Annotated in this window: 12 protein-coding genes and 1 pseudogene; 9 read left to right on the top strand and 4 right to left on the bottom strand. The window is 40.2% G+C overall.

What is annotated here, in order from left to right:
• Nucleotides 1-128: 128 nt before the first annotated feature.
• The 4 genes and pseudogenes from U9O96_01930 to U9O96_01915 all read right to left on the bottom strand — a co-directional run bounded on the left by U9O96_01930 (nt 129) and on the right by U9O96_01915 (nt 4,619).
• Nucleotides 129-2,338, bottom strand: a pseudogene (locus U9O96_01930) (ATP-dependent helicase).
• Between the two features lie 36 nt (nt 2,339-2,374).
• Nucleotides 2,375-3,172 (bottom strand): MTAP family purine nucleoside phosphorylase, encoded by a 798-nt coding sequence (locus U9O96_01925; GenBank protein MEA2053866.1) that lies wholly within the window; start codon nt 3,170-3,172, stop codon nt 2,375-2,377.
• Nucleotides 3,157-4,386, bottom strand: a complete 1,230-nt coding sequence (locus tag U9O96_01920) for an Lrp/AsnC ligand binding domain-containing protein (protein MEA2053865.1) — start codon at nt 4,384-4,386, stop codon at nt 3,157-3,159. The genes U9O96_01925 and U9O96_01920 overlap by 16 nt, the downstream gene beginning before the upstream one ends.
• The gene (locus tag U9O96_01915; protein MEA2053864.1) at nt 4,383-4,619 is read right to left on the bottom strand and encodes an Lrp/AsnC ligand binding domain-containing protein; all 237 of its coding nucleotides are present in this window, start codon (nt 4,617-4,619) and stop codon (nt 4,383-4,385) included. Before U9O96_01915 ends, U9O96_01920 begins: the two co-directional genes overlap by 4 nt.
• A gap of 97 nt (nt 4,620-4,716) precedes the next feature.
• Here U9O96_01915 and U9O96_01910 point away from each other — a divergent pair, with 97 nt between their 5' ends.
• The 9 genes from U9O96_01910 (at nt 4,717) to U9O96_01870 (ending at nt 11,680) form a co-directional block, all read left to right on the top strand.
• Nucleotides 4,717-5,337 (top strand): TrkA C-terminal domain-containing protein, encoded by a 621-nt coding sequence (locus U9O96_01910; protein ID MEA2053863.1) that lies wholly within the window; start codon nt 4,717-4,719, stop codon nt 5,335-5,337.
• The gene (locus U9O96_01905) at nt 5,334-5,915 is read left to right on the top strand and encodes a TrkA C-terminal domain-containing protein (GenBank protein ID MEA2053862.1); all 582 of its coding nucleotides are present in this window, start codon (nt 5,334-5,336) and stop codon (nt 5,913-5,915) included. Before U9O96_01910 ends, U9O96_01905 begins: the two co-directional genes overlap by 4 nt.
• Nucleotides 5,916-6,109: 194 nt before the next feature.
• Nucleotides 6,110-6,694: a HemK2/MTQ2 family protein methyltransferase gene (locus U9O96_01900; GenBank protein ID MEA2053861.1), complete on the top strand. Its 585-nt coding sequence runs from the start codon at nt 6,110-6,112 to the stop codon at nt 6,692-6,694.
• A 19-nt stretch (nt 6,695-6,713) separates the two neighbouring features.
• Nucleotides 6,714-6,935: a CopG family transcriptional regulator gene (locus tag U9O96_01895; GenBank protein MEA2053860.1), complete on the top strand. Its 222-nt coding sequence runs from the start codon at nt 6,714-6,716 to the stop codon at nt 6,933-6,935.
• 4 nt (nt 6,936-6,939) lie between these two features.
• Nucleotides 6,940-8,055, top strand: a complete 1,116-nt coding sequence (gene sat / locus U9O96_01890) for a sulfate adenylyltransferase (protein MEA2053859.1) — start codon at nt 6,940-6,942, stop codon at nt 8,053-8,055.
• Between the two features lie 7 nt (nt 8,056-8,062).
• Nucleotides 8,063-9,022 carry a DHH family phosphoesterase gene (locus U9O96_01885; GenBank protein MEA2053858.1) on the top strand — a complete coding sequence of 320 codons (960 nt, stop codon included), beginning with the start codon at nt 8,063-8,065 and terminating at the stop codon, nt 9,020-9,022.
• A complete protein-coding gene (locus tag U9O96_01880; protein ID MEA2053857.1) occupies nt 9,016-9,573 on the top strand; it encodes a sulfotransferase domain-containing protein in 558 nt (185 codons plus the stop codon). The genes U9O96_01885 and U9O96_01880 overlap by 7 nt, the downstream gene beginning before the upstream one ends.
• Nucleotides 9,574-9,577: 4 nt before the next feature.
• On the top strand, nt 9,578-10,108 hold the full coding sequence (cysC, locus tag U9O96_01875) for an adenylyl-sulfate kinase (GenBank protein MEA2053856.1): 531 nt from the start codon (nt 9,578-9,580) through the stop codon (nt 10,106-10,108).
• A 57-nt stretch (nt 10,109-10,165) separates the two neighbouring features.
• Nucleotides 10,166-11,680 carry a flippase gene (locus tag U9O96_01870; GenBank protein MEA2053855.1) on the top strand — a complete coding sequence of 505 codons (1,515 nt, stop codon included), beginning with the start codon at nt 10,166-10,168 and terminating at the stop codon, nt 11,678-11,680.
• The last annotated feature ends 185 nt before the right edge of the window (nt 11,681-11,865 follow it).

Here is an 11,865-nt window from a genome sequence, read left to right as displayed (position 1 = left end):
ATGGCTTTGCGAATTTTTTGTCCAAATTCATAAAGTGTCATCTCATCCCACTCCAAGAGATAAGACATTGCTCTTTATAAAAAATGTCGAAATTTTTCAGGAAAAATTCCTATTCGTAGAGACTAATGTCCCAGATAATTTTTTAAAACCATTAACGAACGTGTGGCAACATGTCTGAATCTCCTCTTCAGCATTTCCGTGTTTCTCAATGCTTTTTTCAAATGTTCTTCCATATCTTCTGATGAAAAAATGGTTCTGATGTCATCATCCGATATGCCTTTCATTTCCGACGGGTATACCATATCAAATCCATTATCAGTTATGGCAAGTCTCACATTCAAGCCCTTCATTTTTGACAGCCGATATGCAAATATTCTTGCAAGTGCATCATTTGCCTGCCTTCCCACAAGCGTATGAAAAATGATGTGTCTGTATCCCTCTCGTTTGAACACTTCCACCAAAATTTTTTTGTCATTCGGTATTGAGAAATGAATCTGCTCCCTGAAGTAATTTTTTATTGCATTGTCTGCCTTTCTGCCAGATTTTTCCTCCTTAATCTCTCTCTCCATTTTTCTTCTGAAAGAGCCTATCTGCATTGCAAGGTCATAACTCAACGGGAGTTGCTCAGAAAACCACGAAGGGATGGTGGGGGAAGCATCAGGACGGGGAGTGACATAAATGCTCATTTTTTTTGATTTTACGAATTCATATGTTTTTCCCGCAAGTACAAATATATCCCCTCTTTTTAATCTCTCAACAAATGGCTCCTCCACTTTTCCTATGTATTGTCTTGAAATTGTATAAACCCGTACAGCAACTTCATCAGGTATCGTTCCAATATTCAGATAATATATGGGACGGACCATTTTGCCCCTTCTCCCAAATTTATTTTCCACTTTATCAAACCATATTTTTCCATATATCTTTCTTCCCTCCAACTCTTCGTACTCGCCCGCCAGATAATGGAGAAGTTTTATGAAATCCTTCTTTGGCAGAGAACTGTAAGGATATGCTTTCCTTATTACACGCAATGCCTCGTCCACCGTCCATTGCTTCTCTATGGCCATGCCGACAATATGCTGGGCAAGCACATCAAGAGCATTTCTGGGGATTTTTATTTTATCAAGCCTGCCTTTTTTTGCCTCCTGTGCAAGAACGGTACATTCAACCAGATCATCTCTGCCCAGAACAATTATCCTTCCCTTTGAAACCTCGTGCAAAAAGTGGCCGCTTCTTCCAATTCGCTGTAACGCCCTTGTAACACTTTTCGGAGAACCGAGCAGAATGACAAGATCGATATAACCTATATCTATCCCCAGTTCCAAGCTGGTTGATGAAACGACGCATTGCAACTCGCCATTTTTCAGCCGTTCCTCAACATCCACCCGTACATCCCTTGATAATGAGCCGTGATGAGCCTCTATCACACCCTCATATTTTTTGAACCTGTTCTTTAAATTGAATACGACTCTTTCAGTTGCGCTTCGTGTATTTGTGAAAATGAGGGTTGTTCTATGGCTTGATATTAATTCATCTAAGATGTTATACAGAGCATTTGACGATTCTGATGCCGGGGTATATATCAAATCGTCCACGGGGGATAAAACATCTATGTCTATTTTCTTCAAAAAATTTGCATCGACAATGCGGCACTTCCTCCTCGTGCCTACCAGAAATTTTGCAATCTCTTTCATGGGAGAAATAGTTGCCGAAAGACCTATACGAATCGGTTTTTTTCTCATTCTATGAACCAGGCGTTCCAGAGAAATTGATAAATGCGAGCCCCTCTTATTATCTGCCAGGGAATGAATCTCATCCACTATAATCCACTTAACTTCTTTCAATTTCTGCGAGAATTTTGGTGCATTTAACACAATGGAAAGGCTTTCTGGAGTTGTTATGAATATATGGGGAGGTTTTCTTGCCTGCTGCTGCCTTTCTTTCTGGGTTGTATCCCCGGTTCTCACGCCGATTCTTATCTTATCCTTTATGGCATGCATTGAATAAATTTCTTTTAGCGGCCCCTTCAAATTGCGTCCTATGTCGTTGTTCAGGGCCTTGAGCGGGGAAATATACAAGACATAAATTCTGTCCTCAAGCCCGCCTTTTTTTGCCAGGAGAAATAGCTCATTTATTGCAGCAAGAAATGCTGACAGCGTTTTTCCAGAGCCGGTTGGCGACGAAATAAGAGTGTTTTTTCCATCATGTATCTCTTTTACAGCATATCTCTGGGGGGCGTAAATGTCCCGTATTTGCTTCTGAACCATTCCCTCACCTCGGAGACAAGTAATTCATAAATTTCCTCGTCGGTGTGTTGATGCGTTACGTATTCAGTCACTCCCTGAAAAGAAAAAAGCCACAATAAAAACTTTGCTCACATACGCCCGCGGGCAACCGCATCCATGCACCTGCATTTCCTTTCATCAGGAATATTATCAACTGCCTCATTGACAACAAGCATGACAGTCTTCTTCATTTTTTCGTATATAGCCACTATCTCATCGGCGGGCAAATTTTCCTGCAGGCCGGCAGCCATATTTGCAACAATGCAGAGAGAGGCATAACACATTCCCCTTTCCCGGGCAAGCGTTACCTCCGGTACAAGTGTCATACCCACAACGTCCGCAAAATTGCCCATCATGGCTATTTCTGCTTTTGTTTCAAAGCGCGGTCCCTCCGTTGAGGCATACACCCCTTCAAAAACTGGGTTGCATCTGCTCGCCGTTTTTAGCAATGCCTCCCTTACTTCGGGGCAGAATGGCCGGCTCATGTCCACGTGGACAACTTCATCATCAAAAAAGGTAGATTTTCTTTTTGTGAAATCTATAAAATCATTCGGGATAAACAGGCTGCCAACCCGTATCTTTTTTTTCATTGAGCCGACGGTACTTACGGCGATGATTCTTTCAACCCCGCAATTTTTAAGTGCCTGTATATTTGCCCTGTAATTTATTCTGTGAGGGGGGTTACCATGCCCTTTTCCATGCCTGGGAAGAAAAAATATTTCTTTATCCCCTCTAACAGCGTGCGTTAATTCAACTGTTCCGTAAGGTGTTTCAACATCTACAGGATTGCCGTCAAAATAATAAATACCCGTACCGCCTATCAGCCCCGTTCTCATTGCTATTGCTATTGCTTTTCCGTATATAAAAATGCCTAAATCTTCTCCCATTCTTTGAGTATGGATTGCCAGCTGAGCCTTTCGATTCCTTCTATTCCTTCCAGTTTCCTTATTATCCTTTCATACCCCTTCCCCAACGTCCTGATACGTATCTTTGCAAGCATATCGTGGTTTCCTGCAAGGGCGGATATGGCTGTTATACCTCTTATGCCCCATACCTCCTGCATCAGTTCTTTTATTGAATGCCCTCCTTTTGCATCTATAAAAACATATGCCTTTACTTCCGTTAAAGCAAAGGTTGCAACCCCCAGCACTACGAGTATTATACCCATCAGCTTTATGATGAGAAGGGTGGGGCTTGCAGAGAAAGAAAAATCCATATAACGTGAAAGAAGGATTGAAAACGGTATGGAAAAAATTATTGTAGATGCTTTAACCGCCTGGGAAATGCTTGCCTTGCCAAGACCCAATGCCCGTATGTACAGGATATATGAAAAAAAGGTTACACCCATGGTAAGCGATAGCCACGGATAATATTTGCATGACGCCCTGATAGATTCAAAGAAATATTTCCTGTTATAAAAAAATACAATAATCGATGTAAATACGGCTGTGAAAATAATATTCCAAAGCCTTATATTAATTGAATCATTGGGCCTTTCATCAATTCTCATTAATTTCAATTTTCTCTGGTGTATTGCCAGAATAACCCATCCTGGATTTATAACAAGAAATATAACAAGCAATGCTGTTAGATTTAGTTCTCCTGATAAAGAAATGGAGGACATTATCGCACCGAAGGTGACTATGATTGATGATTCGGCTTCTGCCAGCGTTGGCGGATCTTTTTCAGATAAAGACTCCACAATAAGAAGATAAAGGATGACAACCTGGAAAAATGGGAGCACTGCAGAGGGATCAACAAAGACGGAAAGTATGTACAAGTATCCCAAAGTGGTGACTGTATTGCCAATTCCAGCCATGACATGGTAACCTATTTCTTCTTTTTTTATCAGCCTTACCCTTCTGAAAGAGGGGTCTATTCTTGAACCAATGCTTTTGGCTCCAAATGGTATTGACAGAAATATGGATAAGAGAATAGTAATAATTACACCCACAAAAAATATGGACATGCCAAAAATCCATGGATTCTTGATGTAGAAACAGGAAATAATACTGTCTATTGACGTGGTCACAGTTGCTATCAATGAAGAGATGATAAGCAGGGTATAGAACAGGTATTTCTTTCGTATTCCTATCTTCATAATTTTATCTCTTTCTCTATGACAGATGTCATTGTCCTTTTTATGTCTCCCGCCAGATGTATTTTATCCGTTACCTCCATCAATTCCTCCAAACTCTCAACGCCGACTTTTGTTATGATATCATAATCCCCAGTAGTTACGGCAATGCTTTCTATGCTTTCTATCTTCCTTAGCTTATTAAGCACTTCCTCCAGTTTTCCAACATATACCTGTATCAATATGTAAGCCTTCATCAATTTCTCACCGTAGCATACGGAATGTATAACTGATTATAAAATTATCCCATCTTTCGATATATATTTAAATATCATCAGATTATATGTTCAGAAAATGAAAGTGCCAAAATGGAAAGAAGTAGAATTTGAGGAAATAGAGTATAAGCCCACCAGTATAAAGGAACTGCTCATAGAGATGAAAAATACATCGGAACTTATGGTGGATCTTGCCTACTCTGCCATTCTTTTTAATAATTCGGATATAGCAGAGGAAGTGAGATATCTTGAAGTGCATATGGAAAAACTGAATTACCAGATGCGCATCATGGCAATGCTTGCTGCACGTGATAAGGAAGATGCAGAAAAACTTTCGGGCATTTTACAGATGGCTGAGGCGGCCAAAACAATATCAAATGCGGCAGGAGATATAGTAAAACTTCTCTCGGTAAAGCTGAAACACCCTTTGCTCCCCCGGCTTTTAAAGGAGTCTGATGAGATGATAAGGAAAATGACCATCGAAGAAAACTCTGCAGTTGTAGGGGTGAGTCTGTCAAAACTTCATGTAGCCTCGGAAACAGGTGTCAGAATCATAGCGTTACGAAGGGGGAAAAGATGGTTGTACAATCCAAAGGATATAACGCTGAATAAGGGGGATGTTGTAATAGGGGTAGGGCCGGAAAAGGGGCTCGATCAACTCAACAAATTTTTTAAAGGAGAGATAGGGGTATTGGAATGAGTGAGAAGGAAGCTGAAAAAATGCTGTTGGAACTGAAAGAGAAGGCTGCATTTATGGTAGATTTGGCATATTCTTCAGTTATATATGACAGCAGGGACCTAGCAGAAGAGGTATACGAACTGGAAGAATTTATGGATGTACTAAACGATAATTTTCAAAGACTTGCTATAAGGGATGTGAAAAATGAAGAGCTGGAAGTGAACGATGCGCTTGCGATGATTCAGCTTGCGATATGCTCTGAAATGATAGCAGATAGTGCAAGAGAGATAGCAGATGTTGAATTGAGAGATGTGGAACTACATCCGATAATAAAAGAGAGTGTTCTTGCATCAGACGAAGTATTTGTCAGAGCGACTGTTGCCCCGTCATCGATTCTAAAAGACAAAAAGCTTGGGGATATCGAGCTTGCATCAAAGACTGGTATGTGGATAATCGCCATAAAAAGAAAAAACAGATGGATATACGATCCGGATAAAAACACCATTTTAAAAGAAGGAGACATAGTATTTGCAAGGGGGGCAAGGGAAGGAATGGATCATTTTACCGCCCTAACTGAAGGAAAAGAAAAAGAGATTTAAACTATTCCGGCCCAGGGCTGCGGGTCTTCGTATCGGGCTGACCACCACCGGAGTTTGCCATGAATTCCGTATTCAATATCCGATTCGGGGAACTATTCTTTCGTAACAAAAGGAATACTTTCCAAAAGCACAAAAGCATGTTTACATCAGCAGGTGATAAGGAAAAAATAATAATACGCAAAGAATTTATCCGCATGGAAATTGACACGGGCATAAAGGTAAGGGTAAATGACGGGGTTTATCCCCCTTCCGAAGATTCATACTTTCTCATACAATGCATAAACGTGGGAAAAGAAAGAGTTCTTGATATGGGGACAGGAACCGGCATAATTGCATTACATGCGGCAAAGGAAGGAGCTGTTGTAACTGCCGTTGATAAAAATGAAAAAGCCGTAAAAAACGCAAAGGAAAACGCAGATAACAACGGCATAAAACTAACCGTTAGGCAAAGTGATTTATTTTCAAATGTGAAGGAAAGTTTTGATGTTATTATTTTCAATCCGCCCCACCTTCCAAGTGATAAGACAGAAGAGGCATGGGAGGGAGGAAAAGACGGTGTAGAGATAACGGAAAAATTTTTGGGAGGTGCATCATATCACTTAAATTCTGGAGGAAAAATATACATAATACTTTCAACGCTGGGCAACATCAAAAAACTTATCGGTGAATTTAAGCCATATTACCAATTCGAAGAACTTGGTAAACTTTCCCTTTTCTTTGAGAAACTGGTTGTATACAGTGTCTTTCCATCGGGGCAAAACTTTTATAATGATATTTAATTACAGAGTGGGTGATAATATGGACGATAAAAAGTATACGACTGTTTCCATACCAACACCTCTCGTAGAAAAAATAAAGGAACGTATAAAAGGAACTGGATTCACCTCCGTTTCAGGTTACGTCACTTATGTGCTTCGAGAGGTGATAGCAAATATGGATGATGATGAAGAGGAAGCCTTCAGTAAGGAAGACGAAGAAAAAGTGAAAGAACGCCTAAGGGCTCTTGGATATCTTGATTGATAACATGCAACAACCACACGGCGGAAAACTTATCCATAGGATAGAAAAAAATAAGGATGTCAGCGACTGGGAAAAAATTCATGTGAGTAATAATGTGGCAAAAGATATAGAAAACATTGCCCATGGTGTTTTTTCCCCTCTCGAAGGATTTTTGTGCGAAAATGAATATGAGGATGTCCTTTTTCATAAACGCCTTCCTACCGATGTTCCGTGGACAATTCCCATTCTCCTCGATATGGAAGAAAAAAAGTATAAAGAAGGAGACGAAGTGCTGCTCGAAAGTGAAAATGGCATGCTGGCAGCATTTGAAATAGAAGACATTTATACATATGATAAGAAAGAGGCTGCGCAACAAGTTTTTAAAACAATAGATGCAGAGCACCCCGGAGTGAAAAAGCTATGTGAAATGGGTGACTTCCTGCTCGGAGGAAAAATCGCTCTTGTAAGGGATGGGAAAAGCCCGTTTGAAAATTATGCATTGTCTCCTATGGAGACCAGGATTCTTTTTAAAGAGAAGGGATGGAAAGACATCGTGGCATTTCAGACAAGAAATCCGCCTCACATCGGACATGAGTATGTACAGAAGACGGCATTAACATTTGTTGATGGGATTTTTATAAATCCGATTATGGGCAAAAAAAAGAAAGGAGATTTTACTGATGAAATTATACTGGACTCGTATAAAGCATTGCTGGAACATTACTATCTAAAAGATAGGGTTGTTCTGGCGGTCCTCCAGACAGAGATGAGATATGCTGGCCCGAGAGAAGCGATTTTCCACGCAATAATGAGAAAAAATTTTGGATGTACGCATTTCATTGTCGGGAGAGATCATGCAGGCATTGGGAACTATTACGGCCCATACGAAGCACATGAGATTTTTGGCGAATTTCCAGACTTGGGTATAATTCCCCTGTTTTTTCTCTCTTTCTTTTACTGCAAAAAATGCGGAAGCGTTGTCAATGATAAAGTATGTCCCCATGGGAAGGAGCATCATATTAATTTCAGCGGGAGCAAGATAAGGGAGCTACTGAGGGAAGGAAAGAAACCTCCAAGCATGATGATGAGGGAAGAAGTTGCGGAGGTAATCCTCCGAAGTAAAAATCCGTTTGTATGGTGAGGTATATATGCCAAAAAACAGATTGATCGTTCACCACTGGGACACGGATGGCATATGTTCTGCTGCCTTACTTTATGATAGACATACAAAAAATATCACTCCGAAGATAGGCAATTATTTTCTGGAGGAAGATGAGATAAAAAAAATTAGGGAAGAAAAATTTGAGGAGATGTATGTCGTTGATATGGCGTTGCACGAAAGGAGTTTGATGGCACTGGCGGATATATCTCCCGTCAAAGTTTTTGATCATCACCTAACCAAAAAAATTGATGGTGTGGAATACGTAAATCCTGTCCTGGAAGGAAAAGATGAAGAAGATTGTCCTTCAACCTCGTGGGTTGTAGGCAATATCCTTAACAGAAAGGATAGCATACTGTCATTTCTTGGTGCTGTGGGCGATTGGGAAGAGCGGCTGAAGACCACGAGATTTTACAAAAAATTGCAGGATTTCATGGAAAAAACAGCCATTACTTTTGAAGAAATGCATACCATGGTCGGTTTGATAGACTCGAATTACAAGATAGGGGACAAGGAAGAAGTGGAGCGGGCTGTTGACAATATTTCAAAAGCCGGGGATGTAAAAGCTTACGTAACAAATAATGAAAAATGGAGAAAAAACAGGGGAACAGTAAACAAGGAAATAGAGGGAGCATTGAATTCTGACGGAAGAAAGGTGGATGGCATTCTCATAAAAGAAATGGACTGCAAATATAACATAATCTCAACTGTCGCAAGAAGGCTATGGGACAAAAAAAAATACGTGATTGTAATAAACCGTGGATATTTCCAGAATGATTGTCAGTTGTACATACGGGGGAAAGATTGCCTAGACCTCATAAAAACGGCTGTAAAAAAAGGATATGTGGCAGGCGGCAAAAAAAATGTTATGGGAGCGATTGTTCCAGGAAATGAATGTGATAAATTTGTGAACGAGATAGTGAATATTTTAAAAAGGCGGAAATGGTGAATTATATCGTATCGGGAATAGAGCGTTCCGGAACCTCGATGATGATGCAGATATTGTACAGAGGGGGCATGTCCATTGCCTTTGATGACTCAAGGATTCCAGATTACCATAATCCGAAGGGATACTATGAACTTGAAGGGGGAAAGATAATAAGCAAACTTAGGGATGGATCTTTTCCTTTTGAAAGATATGATGGAATGTTTGTAAAAATAACCGCCTATGGTCTCAAGTTTTTGCCCGAGGGACATTACAGAATAATATATATGACAAGAGACATCGACGAGGTAATGGATTCTATGGAGAAAATGTCAGGACCTATAGACCGGGAGAGGGAAAAACCGCTGTTTGAGAAATTGGATGCTTTTTCAGTTGGTCTTATGGAAGAGAGAGACGACATAGACTACCTGATCGTACGGTATAGGGATGTCATAAAAAACCCTATAGGGGAGATAGAAAGAATTAACCAGTTTTTGGATGGAATGCTCAGCGTGGAGTCTGCAGCCAGTGCCGTGGATTCCAGTCTGTATAGAAACGTAAAAAACGAGGAATGATAAAATGAAACAAAAAGGAGTGACAGTATGGTTTACGGGCCTGCCATGTTCCGGCAAAACAGTTATTGCGGACAGCGTGGCAGAAAAATTGAGAGAGAAGGGATATAGAGTGGAGAGACTCGACGGGGATATCGTAAGGAAAAGCCTCACGAACGATCTCGGGTTCTCAAAGGAGGACAGGGACGAAAATATCAAGAGAGTTACATTTGTTGCAAAGCTGCTAACACGGAACGGCATTATTGTTCTCACCTCTTTTGTTTCCCCTTACAAAGAGCGAAGACGCAAGAGTAGGGAGGGAATCGGCAAATTTCTGGAAGTATATGTAAAATGTTCTTTGGAAGAATGCATTGATAGGGACATTAAAGGAATGTACAAGAAAGCGTTAAACGGGGAGATAAAAAATTTTACGGGCATCAACGACCCCTATGAAGAGCCAGAGAATCCGGAGCTAATACTGGAAACGGATAAAGAAAGCATCGAGGAAAGCGTAGAAAAGGTATTAAAAAAACTGGAAGAACTCGGATATCTAGAATGAAATTGCTGTCAAGAAAATGTTAATTAGTTATTTAAATCGGGAAAATATTCACTGGCGATGATTGCAAGGAAGTCGGCACTGATAATTGCCACACAACTTGCTAACAGCATATTGGGTTACATCGGCTTGAAGTTCATTGCATTGTACATGGATCCGTGGGAATACGGAGTCGTTGGATTTGCCTATGGTTTTGTTGCCTTATTTTCGGTCTTTGGCAATCTGGGCTTTGATTCTGCCCATGTCAAAAGAGTTTCAGAAGGAAAAGATTTAAGGAAATGCATCGGGACATTTATTTCAGTTAAACTATTTTTGGCGGGATTTATGGCAAGCGTTGTCATTTTGTCGATAGCCATATGGAAATACGTTATCGGCAGGGGCTTTGAATCTCCGTTGCATGAGCAGACAGTGTACGTCATGCTTGCATATTTCGCTTTACTTGTTTTAACCCAGTCAATGATTTCCACTTTTAATGCAAGGAAAGAGATTGCCAAGGTTCAACTCCCCCTTTTTGGGTATACATTTGCGAGGGTCATAGTAACAATCTTTGTTGCCTTTTATGGGCTTGGTGCATTGGCTTTGGCGTATGCCTATGTTTTTGGCGAGATATTTCATTTTATAATTGCATTGCTTTTTTTCAGAGAATATTCAGTCAGCAAATCATCACTTGAGTACTTCAAAGATTATTCAAAATTCGCCGTACCAATGGCGATAGCCTCAGCATCTGCTATCATTATGGCAAATATAGACAAAGTTTTCATCCAGTTATTCTGGAGTGCCCGGCAAGTCGGGGAATATTTTGCCATTTTTAATTTGTCCAGGTTCATTATTTTATTTGTAACGGCTGTTGGAATGCTTTTATTCCCGACCATATCAGAACATCATGCAAAGAATAATATGAAGGAGATAAAGAAACTGACCCTGCTTTCTGAACGTTACCTGAGCATGATTGTATTTCCTATCGTCGTTATCATGGTTTTTTTGGCGGAGCCGATAATTCACATTCTGCTCAGTGATAAATATATGCCTGCCCTGCCTGTTCTACAAATTTTGCCCTTCTTTGTTTTAATTGAAGCATTGTCAAGACCTTACTCCTCGCAACTGTCTGGAATGGATATGCCAACTTTGAATAGAAATAGAGTCGTGCTCATGGCTGTAGGCAATGTTTTGCTTAACCTTATATTAATTCCACGAGACATTAAAAGCATGGGATTAAAGCTGGCTGGCTTGGGAGGAGAGGGGGCAGCAATAGCAACGGTGGTATCCTACATTGTTGGACTGACATATATAAGGATAGTCGCCTGGAGAGTAACGGGCATAAAAGGAAATTATAGGATCATTTTTCACGGAATGGCAACAGGAGTAACAGCATTTGTTTTATATCACGTAAATAAGGTTACATACATTGGGAGATGGTACGAACTCGCTGGTGTAGCGGCGTTTGGTATGGCAGTATACTTTGCTATTTTATTCGTCATGAGGGAATTCAAAAGAGAAGACTTCGATCTTTTTATGGACACGCTCAATATAAAGAAGATGTTCGGATATATCAGAGAAGAGTTAAAGGGAAAATGAGCGGCTTTATTGTTTTCTTATGCAAAACACCAGGAATTTTGTTCAATCAGTAAATCTGTAGGTAGATACAGATTAGGCTTCATCATATAAAAGGCTAACCATTTTTGAGATACCTCGTAGCTCAAAAAATTTCGTAAAAAATAAGAGAATCCCATCCTAATTTGATGAACCCATGGGATGGGATG

Source organism: Candidatus Thermoplasmatota archaeon (genome assembly GCA_034660695.1).
Taxonomy (GTDB): Archaea; Thermoplasmatota; E2; order UBA202; family DSCA01; genus JAYEJS01.
Note: the sequence above shows the minus strand (reverse complement) of the source record. Positions and strands in the feature narration are given on the sequence as shown.

Bases quoted from the DNA above. Each gene is read 5' to 3' on its own strand.
- U9O96_01920 (MEA2053865.1), bottom strand. From the start codon at position 4,386: ATGAAGATAGGAATACGAAAGAAATACCTGTTCTATACCCTGCTTATC.
- U9O96_01925 (MEA2053866.1), bottom strand. From the start codon at position 3,172: ATGGGAGAAGATTTAGGCATTTTTATATACGGAAAAGCAATAGCAATA.
- U9O96_01870 (MEA2053855.1), top strand. From the start codon at position 10,166: ATGATTGCAAGGAAGTCGGCACTGATAATTGCCACACAACTTGCTAAC.
- U9O96_01895 (MEA2053860.1), top strand. From the start codon at position 6,714: ATGGACGATAAAAAGTATACGACTGTTTCCATACCAACACCTCTCGTA.
- U9O96_01885 (MEA2053858.1), top strand. From the start codon at position 8,063: ATGCCAAAAAACAGATTGATCGTTCACCACTGGGACACGGATGGCATA.
- U9O96_01905 (MEA2053862.1), top strand. From the start codon at position 5,334: ATGAGTGAGAAGGAAGCTGAAAAAATGCTGTTGGAACTGAAAGAGAAG.
- cysC (MEA2053856.1), top strand. From the start codon at position 9,578: ATGAAACAAAAAGGAGTGACAGTATGGTTTACGGGCCTGCCATGTTCC.
- U9O96_01910 (MEA2053863.1), top strand. From the start codon at position 4,717: ATGAAAGTGCCAAAATGGAAAGAAGTAGAATTTGAGGAAATAGAGTAT.
- U9O96_01900 (MEA2053861.1), top strand. From the start codon at position 6,110: ATGGAAATTGACACGGGCATAAAGGTAAGGGTAAATGACGGGGTTTAT.
- U9O96_01915 (MEA2053864.1), bottom strand. From the start codon at position 4,619: ATGAAGGCTTACATATTGATACAGGTATATGTTGGAAAACTGGAGGAA.
- sat (MEA2053859.1), top strand. From the start codon at position 6,940: ATGCAACAACCACACGGCGGAAAACTTATCCATAGGATAGAAAAAAAT.
- U9O96_01880 (MEA2053857.1), top strand. From the start codon at position 9,016: ATGGTGAATTATATCGTATCGGGAATAGAGCGTTCCGGAACCTCGATG.